General features: G+C 67.5%; 22 protein-coding genes. 2 read left to right on the top strand and 20 right to left on the bottom strand.

All coding sequences use genetic code 11. From position 1 onward, the window contains the following. Position 1 precedes the first annotated feature (1 nt). The 19 genes from rplF to IEZ19_RS16290 form a co-directional block, all read right to left on the bottom strand. Positions 2-541, bottom strand: coding sequence for a 50S ribosomal protein L6 (gene rplF, locus IEZ19_RS16380; RefSeq protein WP_189311920.1), 540 nt, complete (start codon positions 539-541; stop codon positions 2-4). Positions 542-565: 24 nt separating this feature from the next. Further along, on the bottom strand, positions 566-964 hold the full coding sequence (gene rpsH / locus IEZ19_RS16375) for a 30S ribosomal protein S8 (protein WP_004984520.1): 399 nt from the start codon (positions 962-964) through the stop codon (positions 566-568). A 216-nt stretch (positions 965-1,180) separates the two neighbouring features. Next, a complete protein-coding gene (locus IEZ19_RS16370; RefSeq protein WP_003956452.1) occupies positions 1,181-1,366 on the bottom strand; it encodes a type Z 30S ribosomal protein S14 in 186 nt (61 codons plus the stop codon). 5 nt (positions 1,367-1,371) lie between these two features. After that, the gene (gene rplE / locus IEZ19_RS16365; RefSeq protein WP_189311919.1) at positions 1,372-1,929 is read right to left on the bottom strand and encodes a 50S ribosomal protein L5; all 558 of its coding nucleotides are present in this window, start codon (positions 1,927-1,929) and stop codon (positions 1,372-1,374) included. Further along, positions 1,929-2,252 carry a 50S ribosomal protein L24 gene (rplX, locus tag IEZ19_RS16360; RefSeq protein ID WP_030685463.1) on the bottom strand — a complete coding sequence of 108 codons (324 nt, stop codon included), beginning with the start codon at positions 2,250-2,252 and terminating at the stop codon, positions 1,929-1,931. The genes rplE and rplX overlap by 1 nt, the downstream gene beginning before the upstream one ends. 2 nt (positions 2,253-2,254) lie before the next feature. Further along, on the bottom strand, positions 2,255-2,623 hold the full coding sequence (rplN, locus tag IEZ19_RS16355; RefSeq protein ID WP_003998823.1) for a 50S ribosomal protein L14: 369 nt from the start codon (positions 2,621-2,623) through the stop codon (positions 2,255-2,257). Positions 2,624-2,734: 111 nt separating this feature from the next. Further along, positions 2,735-3,013: a 30S ribosomal protein S17 gene (gene rpsQ, locus IEZ19_RS16350; protein WP_189311918.1), complete on the bottom strand. Its 279-nt coding sequence runs from the start codon at positions 3,011-3,013 to the stop codon at positions 2,735-2,737. Then, on the bottom strand, positions 3,013-3,237 hold the full coding sequence (gene rpmC / locus IEZ19_RS16345; protein WP_007494763.1) for a 50S ribosomal protein L29: 225 nt from the start codon (positions 3,235-3,237) through the stop codon (positions 3,013-3,015). The genes rpsQ and rpmC overlap by 1 nt, the downstream gene beginning before the upstream one ends. Continuing rightward, a complete protein-coding gene (gene rplP, locus IEZ19_RS16340) occupies positions 3,237-3,656 on the bottom strand; it encodes a 50S ribosomal protein L16 (protein ID WP_007494765.1) in 420 nt (139 codons plus the stop codon). The genes rpmC and rplP overlap by 1 nt, the downstream gene beginning before the upstream one ends. Positions 3,657-3,661: 5 nt before the next feature. Then, the gene (rpsC, locus tag IEZ19_RS16335; RefSeq protein ID WP_014674374.1) at positions 3,662-4,483 is read right to left on the bottom strand and encodes a 30S ribosomal protein S3; all 822 of its coding nucleotides are present in this window, start codon (positions 4,481-4,483) and stop codon (positions 3,662-3,664) included. Then, positions 4,483-4,830 carry a 50S ribosomal protein L22 gene (gene rplV / locus IEZ19_RS16330; RefSeq protein WP_006130776.1) on the bottom strand — a complete coding sequence of 116 codons (348 nt, stop codon included), beginning with the start codon at positions 4,828-4,830 and terminating at the stop codon, positions 4,483-4,485. The genes rpsC and rplV overlap by 1 nt, the downstream gene beginning before the upstream one ends. Positions 4,831-4,874: 44 nt before the next feature. After that, a complete protein-coding gene (rpsS, locus tag IEZ19_RS16325) occupies positions 4,875-5,156 on the bottom strand; it encodes a 30S ribosomal protein S19 (RefSeq protein WP_033528345.1) in 282 nt (93 codons plus the stop codon). A gap of 12 nt (positions 5,157-5,168) precedes the next feature. Next, complete coding sequence (gene rplB / locus IEZ19_RS16320; protein ID WP_189311917.1) at positions 5,169-6,005, bottom strand: 50S ribosomal protein L2; 837 nt, start codon at positions 6,003-6,005, stop codon at positions 5,169-5,171. 38 nt (positions 6,006-6,043) lie between these two features. After that, on the bottom strand, positions 6,044-6,463 hold the full coding sequence (gene rplW / locus IEZ19_RS16315; RefSeq protein ID WP_189311916.1) for a 50S ribosomal protein L23: 420 nt from the start codon (positions 6,461-6,463) through the stop codon (positions 6,044-6,046). Further along, the gene (rplD, locus tag IEZ19_RS16310) at positions 6,463-7,119 is read right to left on the bottom strand and encodes a 50S ribosomal protein L4 (protein WP_189311915.1); all 657 of its coding nucleotides are present in this window, start codon (positions 7,117-7,119) and stop codon (positions 6,463-6,465) included. Before rplD ends, rplW begins: the two co-directional genes overlap by 1 nt. An 8-nt stretch (positions 7,120-7,127) precedes the next feature. Further along, the gene (rplC, locus tag IEZ19_RS16305) at positions 7,128-7,772 is read right to left on the bottom strand and encodes a 50S ribosomal protein L3 (protein ID WP_062706771.1); all 645 of its coding nucleotides are present in this window, start codon (positions 7,770-7,772) and stop codon (positions 7,128-7,130) included. A 17-nt stretch (positions 7,773-7,789) separates the two neighbouring features. Continuing rightward, positions 7,790-8,098 (bottom strand): 30S ribosomal protein S10, encoded by a 309-nt coding sequence (gene rpsJ, locus IEZ19_RS16300; protein WP_003948644.1) that lies wholly within the window; start codon positions 8,096-8,098, stop codon positions 7,790-7,792. Between the two features lie 610 nt (positions 8,099-8,708). Further along, complete coding sequence (locus IEZ19_RS16295) at positions 8,709-9,176, bottom strand: hypothetical protein (protein ID WP_189311914.1); 468 nt, start codon at positions 9,174-9,176, stop codon at positions 8,709-8,711. 126 nt (positions 9,177-9,302) lie between these two features. Further along, a complete protein-coding gene (locus IEZ19_RS16290; protein WP_189312127.1) occupies positions 9,303-9,950 on the bottom strand; it encodes a hypothetical protein in 648 nt (215 codons plus the stop codon). A gap of 91 nt (positions 9,951-10,041) precedes the next feature. Between IEZ19_RS16290 and IEZ19_RS16285 the strand changes: the two genes are divergently transcribed. Then, complete coding sequence (locus tag IEZ19_RS16285) at positions 10,042-10,380, top strand: hypothetical protein (RefSeq protein ID WP_229840376.1); 339 nt, start codon at positions 10,042-10,044, stop codon at positions 10,378-10,380. A 284-nt stretch (positions 10,381-10,664) separates the two neighbouring features. Then, positions 10,665-11,507 (top strand): FkbM family methyltransferase, encoded by an 843-nt coding sequence (locus IEZ19_RS16280; RefSeq protein WP_189311912.1) that lies wholly within the window; start codon positions 10,665-10,667, stop codon positions 11,505-11,507. A 78-nt stretch (positions 11,508-11,585) separates the two neighbouring features. Here the strand turns inward: IEZ19_RS16280 and IEZ19_RS16275 are convergent, their stop codons facing one another. Further along, entirely contained in the window at positions 11,586-14,642 is a 3,057-nt protein-coding gene (locus IEZ19_RS16275) for a glycosyl hydrolase 115 family protein (RefSeq protein WP_189311911.1), read from the bottom strand. Positions 14,643-14,702 lie beyond the last annotated feature (60 nt).

Raw genomic sequence — 14,702 nt, 5'->3', positions numbered from 1 at the left:
CCTACTTACCCGCCTTTCCGACCTTGCGGCGGATGACTTCGCCCTCGTACTTGACGCCCTTGGCCTTGTACGGGTCGGGCTTGCGCAGCTTGCGGATGTTGGCCGCAACCTCGCCGACCTTCTGCTTGTCGATGCCCTCGACCGAGAAACGGGTCGGGGCCTCCACCTTGAAGGTGATGCCCTCGGGCGCCTCGACGGTGATCGGGTGGCTGTAGCCGAGCGCGAACTCGAGGTTCGAGCCCTTGGCGGTCACGCGGTAACCGACACCGCTGATCTCGAGCTTCTTCACGTAACCCTGGGTCACGCCGGTGATCATGTTCGCCACCAGCGTGCGGGACAGGCCGTGCAGGGCCTTGTTCTGACGCTCGTCGTTCGGGCGGGTCACGAGCAGGGTGCCGTCCTCGCCCTTGGCGACCTCGATCGGCGCCGCGACGGTGTGGGTCAGCGAACCCTTGGGGCCCTTGACCGCGACCGTACGGCCGTCGATGGTGACGTCCACGCCGGCGGGAACCGCGATGGGGAGCTTGCCGATGCGCGACATAGCTGTTTCCTCCGTTCCCTTCCGCTACCAGACGTAGGCGAGGACTTCCCCACCCACGCCCTTCTTGCCGGCCTGCTTGTCGGTGAGGAGCCCGTGGGACGTGGAGATGATCGCCACGCCGAGGCCGCCGAGCACCTTCGGCAGGTTGGTGGACTTCGCGTACACCCGGAGACCGGGCTTGGAGATCCGCTTGATGCCCGCGATGGAGCGCTCACGGTTCGGGCCGAACTTCAGCTCGAGGACGAGGTTCTTGCCGACCTCGGCGTCCTCGACCTTCCAGCCCGTGATGAAGCCCTCCTGCTGGAGGATCTCCGCGATGTGGGACTTGATCTTCGAGTGCGGCATCGCCACGGAGTCGTGGTACGCCGAGTTCGCGTTCCGCAGACGCGTCAACATGTCTGCGATCGGATCAGTCATGGTCATGAATTGGCCTGTGGCCTTTCTCGCCGGGGTTTCCTATATGCGCCATCCCTCTCCCCGTACTTCTGCAGACGGGACGGGTGCGGTGCGGGGACCTACGGCGTAGTAAGTCGATCCAGGGCGGCAGAGGCCCAACCCTCCTAGCCTAAGGCATGGATGGAGGGGCCCCTGCCGACCCGGGTTGCTTACCGAGAGACCCAGCAATCCCTGATTCGGGGATTACCAGGAGCTCTTGGTCACGCCCGGCAGCTCGCCACGGTGAGCCATCTCACGAAGGCACACGCGGCACAGGCCGAACTTGCGGTACACGGAGTGCGGACGGCCGCAGCGCTGGCAGCGGGTGTACGCGCGCACACCGAACTTGGGCTTGCGAGCAGCCTTAGCGATAAGAGCCTTCTTCGCCATCTCGCTCACGCCTCCTTGAACGGGAAGCCGAGGTGACGAAGGAGCGCGCGGCCCTCAGCGTCGTTGGTCGCCGTGGTGACCACGGTGATGTCCATACCCCGGACGCGGTCGATCTTGTCCTGGTCGATCTCGTGGAACATGACCTGCTCCGTGAGACCGAAGGTGTAGTTGCCACGGCCGTCGAACTGCTTGGGGGACAGGCCGCGGAAGTCGCGGATGCGCGGGAGCGCAAGCGACAGGGTGCGGTCCAGGAACTCCCACATGCGGTCGCCACGAAGCGTGACGTGGGCACCGATCGGCTGACCCTCACGCAGCTTGAACTGCGCGATGGACTTGCGGGCCTTGGTGATGGCCGGCTTCTGACCGGTGATGGTGGTCAGGTCACGGACGGCACCGTCCATGAGCTTCGAGTCACGGGCGGCGTCGCCGACACCCATGTTGACCACGATCTTGACGAGGCCGGGGATCTGCATGACGTTCTCGTACTTGAACTCGTCACGCAGCTTGCCCGCGATCTCCTCGCGGTACTTCTGCTTCAGACGCGGAGTCGTGGTGGTAGCCATCAGATGTCCTCACCCGTCCGCTTGGCAACGCGGATCTTGTTGCCTTCGTCGTCGAAGCGGTAACCGACACGCGTGACGACCTTGTTGCCGTCCTTCTCCACGACCAGCTGAACGTTGGACACGTGGACGGGGGCCTCGGTGGTCACGATGCCACCGGCCTGAGAACCGCTGGCGGTCGGGCCGGCCTTGGTGTGCTTCTTGACCCGGTTGACACCCTCGACCAGGACACGCTCCTCGCGCGGGTAAGCGGCAATGACCTTGCCCTGCTTGCCCTTGTCCTTGCCGGTGATGACCTGGACCAGGTCGCCCTTCTTGATCTTCATGCTTACAGCACCTCCGGCGCGAGCGAGATGATCTTCATGAACTTCTTCTCGCGCAGCTCACGGCCGACCGGGCCGAAGATGCGGGTGCCGCGAGGGTCGCCGTCGTTCTTCAGAATGACGGCGGCGTTCTCGTCGAAGCGGATGTACGAGCCGTCCGGACGGCGGCGCTCCTTGACGGTGCGAACGATGACCGCCTTGACGACGTCACCCTTCTTCACGTTGCCACCGGGGATCGCGTCCTTGACGGTGGCGACGATGACGTCACCGATGCCCGCGTAGCGGCGACCGGAGCCACCGAGCACACGGATGCAAAGGATCTCCTTCGCACCAGTGTTGTCGGCGACACGCAGTCGCGACTCCTGCTGGATCACGTCTATCTCCTGTTTGTCTGCCGGTTCCCGGCAGGGGCCGCCTCTGTCCGAGGGGAGCCCCTGCCGAGCCTGGCGGAACTGTCCTGCGAGGCAACTGCCCCGCAGGAATTGCTACTTGGCCTTCTCGAGGATCTCGACGACGCGCCAGTGCTTGCTGGCGGACAGCTTCCGGGTCTCCATCAGGAGGACGCGGTCGCCGACACCGGCAGCGTTCTGCTCGTCGTGCGCCTTGAGCTTGTTCGTACGGCGGATGACCTTGCCGTACAGGGCGTGCTTCACGCGGTCCTCGACGGCGACGACGACGGTCTTGTCCATCTTGTCGCTGACGACCAGACCCTCACGGGTCTTCCGTGCGTTGCGCTCGGTCTCAGTCACGTTCTTCTCGCTCATCAGGCGTTCTCCACCGTTTCGATGCCCAGCTCACGCTCGCGCATCAGGGTGTAGATCCGCGCGATGTCCTTGCGGACCGCCTTCAGACGGCCATGGTTCTCGAGCTGACCGGTCGCCGCCTGGAAGCGGAGGTTGAACAGCTCTTCCTTGGCCTCGCGGAGCTTCGCCAGAAGCTCCTCGTTGCCCAGCTCGCGCAGCTCGGACGCCTTGGTACCGGCCGACATCACGCTTCACCTGCCTCGCGCTTGACGATCCGGCACTTCATCGGCAGCTTGTGGGCCGCACGGGTCAGCGCCTCACGGGCGATCTTCTCGTTGGGGTACGACAGCTCGAACATGACGCGTCCGGGCTTGACGTTGGCGATCCACCACTCCGGAGAACCCTTACCGGAACCCATGCGGGTCTCGGCGGGCTTCTTGGTGAGCGGACGGTCCGGGTAGATGTTGATCCAGACCTTGCCACCACGCTTGATGTGACGCGTCATGGCGATACGAGCGGCCTCGATCTGACGGTTCGTCACATACGCCGGAGTGAGCGCCTGGATGCCGTACTCGCCGAACGCAACCGTGGTGCCACCCTTGGCAGCGCCGCTGCGTCCCGGGTGGTGCTGCTTGCGGTGCTTGACCCTACGGGGGATCAGCATGACGGTCAGGCCTCCGTTCCGGTGCTCTCAGCCGGAGCGGCAGCGGGAGCCTCGGCCTTGGGGGCCTCGGCGCCGGCAGCCTGCTGCGGCTTGCGACCGCGCCGCTCGCCACCGCGGCCACCACGGGCCGGGCGGTCGGCGCCACCGCGGGCCGGGCGGTTGCCCGCACGGGCGGCAGCGTTCTCGGCGCGGACCTCGGCGATGTTCTTGACGTCGCCCTTGTAGATCCAGACCTTCACACCGATACGGCCGAAGGTCGTCTTGGCCTCGAAGAAGCCGTAGTCCACGTTCGCGCGGAGCGTGTGCAGGGGCACACGGCCCTCGCGGTAGAACTCCGAGCGGGACATCTCGGCGCCGCCGAGGCGGCCACCGCACTGGATCTTGATGCCCTTGGCGCCGGCCTTCATGGCGGACTGCATGCTCTTGCGCATGGCCCGACGGAAGGAGACGCGGGAGGAGAGCTGCTCGGCAACGGCCTGGGCAACCAGCTGAGCGTCGGTCTCGGGGTTCTTGACCTCGAGGATGTTCAGCTGGACCTGCTTGCCCGTGAGCTTCTCGAGGTCACCGCGGATGCGGTCGGCCTCGGCGCCACGGCGGCCGATGACGATGCCCGGACGAGCGGTGTGGATGTCCACACGCACGCGGTCACGGGTGCGCTCGATCTCGACCTTGGAGATGCCGGCGCGCTCCATGCCGGACGTCATCATCCGACGGATGGCGACGTCTTCCTTGACGTAGTCCTTGTACAGCTTGTCGGCGTACCACCGGGACTTGAAGTCCGTGGTGACACCGAGCCGGAACCCGTGCGGGTTTACCTTCTGGCCCATTACCGGGTTCCTTCCTTGCTGCTGACGACCACGGTGATGTGGCTGGTCCGCTTGCGGATCCGGTAGGCACGGCCCTGGGCACGCGGACGGAACCGCTTCAGGGTCGGGCCCTCGTCGACGTAGGCCTCGGAAATGAAGAGGCTGTCGACGTCGGTGTGGTCGTAGTTGTGCGCGGCGTTGGCGATGGCGCTGTCCAGCACCTTGCCGACCGGCACGCTCGCGGCCTGCGGGGCGAAACGCAGGACCGCCTGAGCCTCCGTGGCGTCCATGCCACGGATGAGGTCCACCACACGGCGGGCCTTCATGGGCGTGACGCGGATGTACCGCGCCTGGGCCCTGGCTTCCATGGTTGTCCCTTCAGTGTTTGTCATGATCTTTCACACCCCGCTGACTAGCGGCGCTTCGACTTCCGGTCGTCCTTGACGTGACCCCGGAAGGTGCGCGTCGGCGAGAACTCGCCGAGCTTGTGGCCGACCATCGACTCGGTGACAAACACCGGGATGTGGGTCTTGCCGTTGTGCACCGCAATCGTGTGGCCGAGCATGGCCGGGATGATCATCGAGCGGCGGGACCAGGTCTTGATGACGTTCTTGGTACCGGCTTCGTTCTGCGCGTCCACCTTCTTGATCAGGTGGTCGTCGACGAAGGGTCCCTTCTTCAAGCTACGAGGCATCTCAACCCGTCCTTAGCGCTTCTTGTTCGTCTTGCGGCGGCGGACGATGTACTTGTTCGACGCCTTCTTGGGCGAACGAGTACGGCCTTCCTTCTTGCCCCACGGGGACACAGGGTGGCGACCACCGGAGGTCCGGCCCTCACCACCACCGTGCGGGTGGTCAACCGGGTTCATGACCACACCACGGACGGACGGGCGAACGCCCAGCCACCGCTTGCGACCCGCCTTGCCCCAGTTGATGTTGCTCTGCTCGGCGTTGCCGACCTCGCCGACAGTGGCGCGGCAGCGGACGTCGACCAGGCGGATCTCACCGGACGGCATGCGCAGGTGGGCGTAGGCGCCCTCCTTGGCGAGCAGCTGCACCGAGGCACCGGCCGAGCGGGCGAACTTGGCGCCGCCGCCCGGACGCAGCTCGATGGCGTGCAGCGTCGTACCGACCGGGATGTTGCGCAGGGCGAGGTTGTTGCCCGGCTTGATGTCGGCCCCGGGACCGTTCTCGACGCGGTCGCCCTGCGACAGGCCGCGCGGCGCGAGGATGTAGCGCTTCTCGCCGTCGGCGTAGTGCAGCAGCGCGATGCGCGCGGTGCGGTTGGGGTCGTACTCGATGTGCGCGACCTTCGCCGGCACGCCGTCCTTGTCGTGACGACGGAAGTCGATCACGCGGTAGGCGCGCTTGTGTCCGCCACCCTGGTGGCGAACGGTCACACGACCGGCGTTGTTACGGCCGCCCTTGCTGTGCAGGGGGCGGACCAGCGACTTCTCCGGCGTGGACCGCGTGACCTCGACGAAGTCGGCGACGCTGGCGCCACGACGGCCCGGCGTAGTCGGCTTGTACTTGCGGATTCCCATTTCTCAGTCCTCGTCCGATATCGGACGATCCGACCCGCTTACGCGGTCGGACCGCCGAAGATGTCGATACGGTCGCCCTCGGCGAGGGTCACGATCGCGCGCTTGGTCGCCGCACGCTGGCCGAAGCCGGTGCGGGTCCGCTTGCGCTTGCCCTGGCGGTTGATCGTGTTGACCCCGGTGACCTTGACCGAGAAGACCGCCTGGACGGCCTGCTTGATCTGGGTCTTGTTGGCGTTCGGGTCGACGATGAACGTGTACTTGTTCTCGTCCAGGAGCGCGTAGCTCTTCTCCGAGACGACCGGCTTCAGCAGCACGTCACGGGGGTCCGTGTACGACTTGCTCAGCGGGGTCTCGACGGTGTTCTTGCCCTCGGTGGCGTGACGCTTCGCCTTGGCGAGGCGGGCGGCCTTGGCGGCCTTCGCCGCCTTCGAGGCGATGCTCGGGTGACGGACAGCCATCAGGCCTCGCTCCCTTCGGTGTCATTGGCCTTCGGGCCGGACACGAAGGACTCGAACGCGGCCTGGGTGAAGACCACGTCGTCCGAGACGAGAACGTCGTACGTGTTCAGCTGGCCCGGCTCCAGGATGTGGACCTGGGGCAGGTTGCGGGCGGACAGCCACGCGGCCTCGTCGGCGCGCTCGACGACCAGGAGCAGGTTCTTGCGCTCGCTGATCTTGCCGAACAGGCTCTTGGCGGCCTTGGTGCTGGGGTTCTCGCCCTCGACCACGCCGGAGACGACGTGGATGCGGTTGTGACGCGCCCGGTCGGTGAGGGCGTGGCGCAGGGCCGCGGCCTTCATCTTCTTCGGGGTGCGCTGCGAGTAGTCGCGCGGCACGGGACCGTGCACGACGCCACCACCGGCGAACTGCGGCGCGCGGGTCGAACCCTGACGGGCGCGACCGGTGCCCTTCTGGCGGTACGGCTTCTTGCCGCCACCACGGACCTCGCCACGGGTCTTCGTCTTGTGCGTGCCCTGGCGGGCAGCGGCCAGCTGCGCGACGACGACCTGGTGGATCAGCGGGATGCTGATCTTCTCGACGTCGAAGATCTCCGCGGGGAGCTCGACGGAACCGGCCTTGTCGCCCAGCGGCGAAAGGATGTCAACAGTGCTCATCGGTTACCTCAGGCCCCCTTGGCCGCGGTGCGGACCAGGACGAGGCCGCCGTTCGGACCGGGAACCGCGCCCTTGATGAGCAGCAGACCCTTCTCCGCGTCAACGGCGTGGACGGTCAGGTTCTGGGTGGTGACCCGCTCGTTGCCCATGCGACCCGCCATGCGGAGGCCCTTGAACACGCGGCCCGGGGTGGCGCAGCCACCGATGGAACCGGGAGAGCGGTGCTTGCGCTGGGTGCCGTGTCCGGCGCCGAGGCCCTTGAAGTTGTGACGCTTCATGACACCGGCGAAGCCCTTGCCCTTGCTCTTGCCGGTGACGTCGACCTTCACGCCGGCCTCGAAGACCTCAGCCGTGACTTCCTGGCCGAGCGTGTACTCGGAGGCGTCAGCGGTGCGGATCTCGACGAGGTGACGACGGGGGGTGACATCGGCCTTGGCGAAGTGGCCCTTGAGGGGCTTGTTCACCTTGCGCGGGTCGATCTCGCCGAAGGCGATCTGGACCGACTCGTAGCCGTCGACGTCGTTGGTGCGAACCTGGGTCACGACGTTGGGGCCGGCCTTGACGACGGTGACCGGAACAACACGGTTGTTCTCGTCCCACACCTGCGTCATGCCGAGCTTCTCGCCCAGGATGCCCTTGATCTGCTTAGCCATTCTCAGATCACCGGCCCTCAGAGCTTGATCTCGATGTCGACACCGGCCGGGAGGTCGAGTCGCATCAGAGAGTCAACGGTCTTGGGCGTCGGGTCGAGGATGTCGATCAGGCGCTTGTGCGTGCGCATCTCGAAGTGCTCGCGCGAGTCCTTGTACTTGTGCGGCGACTTGATGACGCAGTACACGTTCTTCTCAGTGGGCAGCGGCACCGGGCCCGCGACCGACGCACCAGTGCGGGTCACCGTCTCGACGATCTTCTTCGCCGAGGAGTCGATGACCTCGTGGTCGTAGGCCTTGAGCCGGATGCGGATCTTCTGTCCCGCCATGGCTACTCCGTAGTCCTGTCTCTTCTCACGCTCCGGAACCCGGTGTTCCATGTTCTCGTTCTCCGACCCACGCGGTCGGGCGTGTCGCGCCCCCGCTGACATGAATGTCCCTTGCTCGAACATCCCTGCGGGGAATGCGCACGGCCCTGGTGGAACCGCAGGCCGGGGGCGGAAGGCCCACCGGGTGCCTGGCCGGTGCTGCGCTGACACTTCCCGGAAGATTCCCGTACGTCCGCCCCAGTGCTGCCGTGGTGGCAGTTAGGACGACGAGTACTGTGGGACTCGCTTCCGGTCCCCCCGGCGGGAGGCGCGCAGCATCAACACTCGACCGAGCAACTCGGACAGTCTGCCACAGGGGGCGGGGGGCTGGCCAATCGGGCCGTAGAGATTACCCCGGGCGTGACACAGGCCAAACACATGGCCCAAGTGACCTCGGCACGGGGCCGGCCGCCAGGGTGTCGCCACCGGCTCTGGGAAGCCGCGGACCCGGTCTTCCCGGCGCCTCGGTTCCAGGTGCCGTCCGGGTGCCGCCGGCAGCGGAAGATGCCGCCGGCCCGGTCAGGTCACATCGCACAGCTCTGTATCCGCGGACCACAATACGGTGCCCGCTTCACGAGCGCCGGCCGCGCAGGGCCCGCCAGGCACCCGCGACAGCGTCCCCGGAACGCAGCCACCAGCCCTCCGGCGTGTTCCGCACGGTGCTGAGCACCCACCTCCACTTGAACCACGGCGGCAGATCGCGGAACGGTACGAACGTCAGCGTGTCGTCGATGGCGTCCCCGGCGACACCCTCGGGGCCCTCGGCCCGCAGCGCGGCGTACAGCTCGGTGGTCGACCGGCCGTTGAGACGAGCCGCAGTACCGGCCGCTGTGAACGCGTACCCTCGCTGATCATGGTCCGGAAGCCGCATCGCCCTGACGATCCGCGGCGACGCTTCCTCCAGTGAACACTGGAACGCCAGTCCGATCACCGCCGTACCGAGATGGCCCTCGCCGCGCTCGAACGCGGAATCCCACTCTCCAGGGTCGTCGAGACCCAGCAGACCCTCGCCGCTCTCCCAGTCCCACTCCGTCGTCACGCCGCTCCCCGCTCGATCGGCACCTCCGTGCCGGCGCCCACGCGAACCTACTGGGACCGGACGGGCGACGGACACGGGCGCCAGGAGGTGCGGGTCCCCGGGCGTCGGATCCGGGACAGGCCGGGCTCAGTCCGCGAAACGGAACGTCGACGTGATCGCGTCGAAGATGTCGAAGAAGCTGTCCGCGAGGTCCAGGACCTGGCTGCTGCCCGCGACCAGCGCGACCTTGCCCTCCTGGCCGGGGACGGGGATGTACGTCTGCATCAGTACCGCGCGGATGGTGCGGCCCCGGGTGTCGTCGGGGACGGGGATGTCCTCGATGCCGTACGTCCGTGCCGCGGGCCCGACACCCGCGATGTCGACCGTCGTCACCTTCCGCCAGGAGTCACCCGCCCTCCTCGCCTCCTTCACGGCGAGCCGGCCGGCGATGGTGGCGGGGTCGTTCGGGAGAGGCTCGCCGGATCGGGTGCGGCCACCGACCAGGGAGACGGTGACGGAACCGGTGATCGGGGTGTCGCCGCCGAAGCTCTCGGCCATGCAACCGCAGTACATCGCACCGGACTTCCAGGCGTCGGCGGCGGCTTTCCGGAGGAACGTGATGTACGTGTCCCGGTACTGTGCCAGTTCCGGATGCGCCGCCACCCGCTCGCTCACCATCCGCCGGATCGAGTCGTCGCGCGACTCCGGGCGGACGTCGAACTCCCACCACGACTCAGGCACGTTGATCCGGAAACCGCCGCGCTCGATGGTGAGCGTCTCCATGTAGCGGGCCATGGTGTCGTGTTCCCCCGTTTCGCCGGTCAGTTGTCCAGGCAACATGCTGTTGTACGGTGCGGCCCAGATTACGAGGACGGGGGACGGGCACGTGGGCAAGGGCAAGAGCGACCTCTCGCTCCCGCTGACCGAGCTGGAGGACTACGGCCGCCGGCTGCGCTCGATCAAGACCCGTCTCAACCACACCAAGAAGCTCTTCGAGTCCTACAAGGACGACATCGCCGAGGGCAAGGTCAACGACGCCCTCGACGACTTCGAGTCCCACTGGGAGGACGGCCGCGAGGACATCACCCAGCAACTCGACGCTCTCGCCGACATGTCGGACACGGTGGTCCGCGAGTTCAAGAAGCTGGACGACGAACTGGCGAAGAAGGTCAACGACGCGGTGAAGACGAAGGACACCCGAAGCCCGGCACAGAAGAAGGAGTAAGGCGCGCGTGGGCCGACGAGCGCCTCCTCCGGTGCGCCGCCCAGCGGGCCGAAGACCTCTCGGGCGAGGGGCATTTCGCATTTTCCCCGGTGCTTCCGGTATGCGCCTTGATCCTTCGCCGTCGTCCACCCCTGCGGAGTCCTCACGGGTAAAGGACGAATTAATTCCAGGTGATTCGAAATGGGTGCGCAGCGAAAGGGCAGCTCAGATACGCCCTTGAGCAGGCTTTTTGGAACATTTTCAAAGCCCATAAAAATACTTAACCTCTGCTTTACGATCGCCCAATGCGTACCTCGCAGCTCGAAGAAGCAAACGCCCGCATGCTGGCCCATGCGCCATCCGTCCGGCCGGTCCCCGCGAGCGACATCATCCGTGTTCACCGAAAGAAGTTCCCCTATCGGGGCTTCGCCGAGATCGACTCCCCGTACTGTCCGCCGTTCGTCATGTTCTGCGTGAACGACGACGCGGCCGCCCTGGACACTCTGTGGAACGGGAAGTTCGGCTACGAGCCGGGCACCCTCTCCACCTGGGCCCGACTGGCCGCGAAGAGCGCGACCATCGCCGACGTCGGTGCGCACGTCGGGTACTTCTCCATGATCGCCGCACTCGCCAACCCGCAGGCGAAGATCCACTCGTTCGAGCCGGTGGACCAGATCCACGCCCGGCTCTCGGTGAACGTCCGCTCGAACGGCGTCCAGAACGTCAAGCTCTACCAGGCGGGCGTGTCCAGCAAGCCGGGATGGGCCGAGATCAGCGTGCGCTTCTCCGGGAACCTCCTCTCCACGGGCTCGACCCTGGAGGGAGCCGCCACCGACGCCGAGCCCAAGCGCATCCGGCTCCACACGCTCGACGAGGTCTTCGCCGACACGAAGCTCGACCTCGTCAAGGTCGACGTCGAGGGTCACGAGATGTCGGTCCTGCGCGGCGCCCGGCGGGTGCTGAAGCGCGACCGGCCGACCGTGATCATGGAGGCGCTGGTGAAGGTGCCCCTGGACGGGCTCGTCGCCAAGTTCGAACCGCTCGGCTACGACTGCCACTGGATCACCGAGCACGACGGCACCCTCGTGCCCTGGCACCAGCCCCGGCCGCCGCGCACCCGGAACCTGCTCTTCACCCCGCAGGCCTGAGGCCACAGACCTGAGGTCGGCGTCCCCGTCCTGCGGACGCAGGACGGGGACGCCGACCTCAGCCGGCAGCGGTGACCGCTACACGCGCTTGCTCTCCAGCGGGCCCAGATACGTCGGCTCCAGCCCACCCGCGTCGATCACCAGCCGCTGCAGCACCATCGTCGGGTCCACCACCCAGAACTTCAGCCGGTGCACCCCGGGTCCGCTCACCGTGTGCCGCGTGGACGTGCGGTTGACGTTGTCCGACGTGTTGCGGGCCCAGCCCGTGTTCATCGTGCCGTCGTCCGAGCCCGTCGCCGCGATGATGTCGACCGCCTGCGGCTCGGCGTCGTCGAACGACACCGCGTACTGCAGCCCCTGCCGCCCCAGCGCCGGGTTGCGCGGGGAGACGTACGCCCACACCGTCACCTCGCCCGAACCCGCCGACAGCAGGCTCACCTCGTACTCCAGGCGAGGCGACGACGAGCCTCCGGGCGTCAGCCGCGGCCCCGTCACCGGCCACGGCGTCATCCCCGCGCCCGTGCGGCCGATGCCGTCCAGTCGGCGCCATTCGCCCACCGTACGGTCGTAGTGCTCCGCGTCGATCGCGACGTACCCGCCCGCCTCGACGAAGCCGCGCAGCCCCCGTCGGGAGGCTCCCGCCGCCACGCACGCCACCGTCACGGACTCCCCCGCACCGCTCACCGTCAGTTCGGCCTCGGACCGGCCCGCCGGTGCCTTCGACCAGTCGACGCTCACCTCCAGCCGTATCTGCTGCTCCACGCGCCCCCGCGTCCGGGACACCCGCAGCCACGGCGCCGACACCTCCACCCGGTAGTCGAACGGCGTACGCCCCCGGTTGAAGACCTCGACATACTGCTGCGGACGCGTCTGGAACGGGCTGAACTCCGGCAGCTTCGCCGCCGCGGACGCGCCCCCGGGCCACCAGTCCCCCGTGTCCTCCGAGCCGTCCACCGACACGCCCAGCGCGGCCGCCTCCAGCACGTCGATCCGCTTCACCGCCGGGAACAGGACGTCCGGGATCGCCGCGTTGTCGATCTCCGGCTGCTGCCACGGGGCGTTGGGGCCGTACCGGTCCACGTCGCCGTAGTCGATGTGCGGCTGGGTCTGGAAGCCCGCCCACTTTCCGTCGGCCACCTCGGTGTTGAAGCGGTCGGCCAGTGCGAAGTCGGTCTTCAGGCCCGCCTCCGCCTCCGACGCGCGGTCGTTGGTGGCCGCCCGGCCCTGCGCGGCGTACCGCAGGTTGGTGAACTCGGCCTGGCGCAGGGCGTAGAGGTTCGCCGTCGCCTGCACCTCGTAGCCCACCAGCTCGTACCACGCGTCCTGCACCCGCGCCGGCAGCCCGCGCCCGATCCGCTCCGCCCGCTTGCCCAACTCCCGCCACTCGTCGGTGACCCGCTCCAGCTCGCGGTGCCCGGCGTAGTACGGCGTCTGCTGGTCGTCGTACACCACCTGGCCGTCGACCAGTGTGATGCGGCGGTTGAGCAGTTCCGGCTTGCGGCGAGCCTGCAACTGCCCGTACTCGGCGAGCAGTTCGGCGATCGCTCCCGCCGACGCCGCGCCGAAGTTCTGCCGGGCGTACCGTTCCTCCCACTCGCCCAGCGAGTCGAAGGTCCAACGGTCCGGGCTCCACGCGTAGTCGAGGAAGAACTCCGTCGGCAGCTCGTTGCCCTTCAGGTCGCCGACGTTCACCACCCACAGGCCGTGGTTGCCGTACGCGTGCGCCTGGTGGAGCTGGTCCCAGACGTTGCGGAGGTTAGCGGTGTCGACCCACTTGTAGTTGCGGCCCGCTCCGACGTAGTCGAAGTGGTAGTAGAGGCCGTAGCCGCCCGATCTCCCGGGCTCCGCCGGGTCCGGGTGCTTCCTGATGTTGCCCCAGTTGTCGTCCGTGAGGACCACCGTCACGTCCTCCGGTGCCCGCAGACCGCGGTCCCAGTAGCGCTGGACCTCCTTGTAGAGCGTCCACACCTGCGGGGTCTCGGCGGCCGGCTTTCCGGTGACCTCCTCGATGATCTGGCGCTGCGCCGCGATGATCTCCTGCATCAGCTCGATGCCGTCGCCGTCGGGCAGGCCCGTGTCGCCGTTGCCGCGCATGCCGAGGGTGACGACGCCCTCGAAGCCATCGTCGACCATCCGCTGGAGGCCGTCGCGCCAGTACTTCCTGATCGCTTCGGCGTTGCGGACGTACGACCACTCGCCCGTGCCGCCGTACGGGTCCGTGCCCCCGGTCGCGTGCCGGTTCCACTCCTCGATGCCGCGCACCATCGGGGCCTCGTGCGAGGTGCCCATGACGACGCCGTACTCCGTCGCCCGCTTGTGGTTCTCCGGGTCGTCCTCGGCGAAGGCCCGGCCCCACACGGCGGGCCAGAGGTAGTTGCCCTTCATCCGCAGCAGGACCTCGAAGAGCTTGGCGTAGAAGTCCGCGTTGAAGCCGCCGGGGTAGCCGGGGGCCTTGCCGGGGCCGAAGTACGCCGGCGCCCAGGTGCCGAGCGACGGGTTCTCGTCGTTGATGAAGAAGCCGCGGTACTTCACGGTCGGGGTGCCCTGCGTGAAGCGCCCGGGCAGGACCCACACCTTGGTGCGGCGCACCGGCGGCACGTCGTCCCACCAGTACCAGGGCGAGACGCCGATGCCGTACGAGACGTCGTACGCCCCGAAGATCGTCCCCCGCTGGTCGCTGCCCGCGATCACGAACGCCCGCTCCACGCCCGGCATCGGGTGCTCGACGACGGTCTGCAGCGACGTCTCCCACTTGCCGCGCACGCCCGCGACATCCAGCTTGCCGCTCGCGATCAGGCCGTCGATCAGCTTGCTGCGGCCGATCGTGCCGATCAGGACCGGGTAGCGGGAGATGGTGCTGCCGGGCCGTACGCCCGTGACGCGCTCGAGGTCGTCACGCAGGTCGCCCGCCACGCGGACGACGCCGGGGTGGTCGTCGGCGCTCACCACGACCGGCGCGCCCACCAGCGAGAAGGCCCCGCCGGTGAAGGAGATGTACGCACCCGGGTCCGTGACCCGCAACGCCCCGTCGCCGGCGTGACCCTCGTCTCCGGCCCAGGCGCCTTGCGACGACAGCACGGGCACTGCGGCGATCCCCGCCCCCAGTACGGCTCTCCGGCTGACGTGTCCAGACATGCCTCACCCCTCCTCGCGAATTTGATAAGCGGCATGACAAATGCTGGGGGGAGTGAAGCG

The sequence above is a fragment of the Streptomyces brasiliensis genome, assembly GCF_014647875.1.
Classification (GTDB): Bacteria; Actinomycetota; Actinomycetes; order Streptomycetales; family Streptomycetaceae; genus Streptomyces; species Streptomyces brasiliensis.
The sequence above is the reverse complement of the archived record's forward strand: the minus strand, read 5'-3'. Positions and strand labels throughout refer to the sequence as shown.

What these genes read in the sequence shown, in the direction of transcription:
- IEZ19_RS16275 (WP_189311911.1), bottom strand. Translation starts at nt 14,642, where the DNA reads ATGTCTGGACACGTCAGCCGGAGAGCCGTACTGGGGGCGGGGATCGCC.
- rplX (WP_030685463.1), bottom strand. Translation starts at nt 2,252, where the DNA reads ATGAAGATCAAGAAGGGCGACCTGGTCCAGGTCATCACCGGCAAGGAC.
- rpsJ (WP_003948644.1), bottom strand. Translation starts at nt 8,098, where the DNA reads ATGGCGGGACAGAAGATCCGCATCCGGCTCAAGGCCTACGACCACGAG.
- rplE (WP_189311919.1), bottom strand. Translation starts at nt 1,929, where the DNA reads ATGGCTACCACCACGACTCCGCGTCTGAAGCAGAAGTACCGCGAGGAG.
- rplF (WP_189311920.1), bottom strand. Translation starts at nt 541, where the DNA reads ATGTCGCGCATCGGCAAGCTCCCCATCGCGGTTCCCGCCGGCGTGGAC.
- rpsQ (WP_189311918.1), bottom strand. Translation starts at nt 3,013, where the DNA reads ATGAGCGAGAAGAACGTGACTGAGACCGAGCGCAACGCACGGAAGACC.
- rplW (WP_189311916.1), bottom strand. Translation starts at nt 6,463, where the DNA reads ATGGCTGTCCGTCACCCGAGCATCGCCTCGAAGGCGGCGAAGGCCGCC.
- rplD (WP_189311915.1), bottom strand. Translation starts at nt 7,119, where the DNA reads ATGAGCACTGTTGACATCCTTTCGCCGCTGGGCGACAAGGCCGGTTCC.
- IEZ19_RS16290 (WP_189312127.1), bottom strand. Translation starts at nt 9,950, where the DNA reads ATGGCCCGCTACATGGAGACGCTCACCATCGAGCGCGGCGGTTTCCGG.
- rplB (WP_189311917.1), bottom strand. Translation starts at nt 6,005, where the DNA reads ATGGGAATCCGCAAGTACAAGCCGACTACGCCGGGCCGTCGTGGCGCC.
- rplC (WP_062706771.1), bottom strand. Translation starts at nt 7,772, where the DNA reads ATGGCTAAGCAGATCAAGGGCATCCTGGGCGAGAAGCTCGGCATGACG.
- IEZ19_RS16280 (WP_189311912.1), top strand. Translation starts at nt 10,665, where the DNA reads ATGCGTACCTCGCAGCTCGAAGAAGCAAACGCCCGCATGCTGGCCCAT.
- rpmC (WP_007494763.1), bottom strand. Translation starts at nt 3,237, where the DNA reads ATGTCGGCCGGTACCAAGGCGTCCGAGCTGCGCGAGCTGGGCAACGAG.
- rpsS (WP_033528345.1), bottom strand. Translation starts at nt 5,156, where the DNA reads ATGCCTCGTAGCTTGAAGAAGGGACCCTTCGTCGACGACCACCTGATC.
- rpsH (WP_004984520.1), bottom strand. Translation starts at nt 964, where the DNA reads ATGACCATGACTGATCCGATCGCAGACATGTTGACGCGTCTGCGGAAC.
- rplP (WP_007494765.1), bottom strand. Translation starts at nt 3,656, where the DNA reads ATGCTGATCCCCCGTAGGGTCAAGCACCGCAAGCAGCACCACCCGGGA.
- IEZ19_RS16370 (WP_003956452.1), bottom strand. Translation starts at nt 1,366, where the DNA reads ATGGCGAAGAAGGCTCTTATCGCTAAGGCTGCTCGCAAGCCCAAGTTC.
- rplV (WP_006130776.1), bottom strand. Translation starts at nt 4,830, where the DNA reads ATGGAAGCCAGGGCCCAGGCGCGGTACATCCGCGTCACGCCCATGAAG.
- rpsC (WP_014674374.1), bottom strand. Translation starts at nt 4,483, where the DNA reads ATGGGCCAGAAGGTAAACCCGCACGGGTTCCGGCTCGGTGTCACCACG.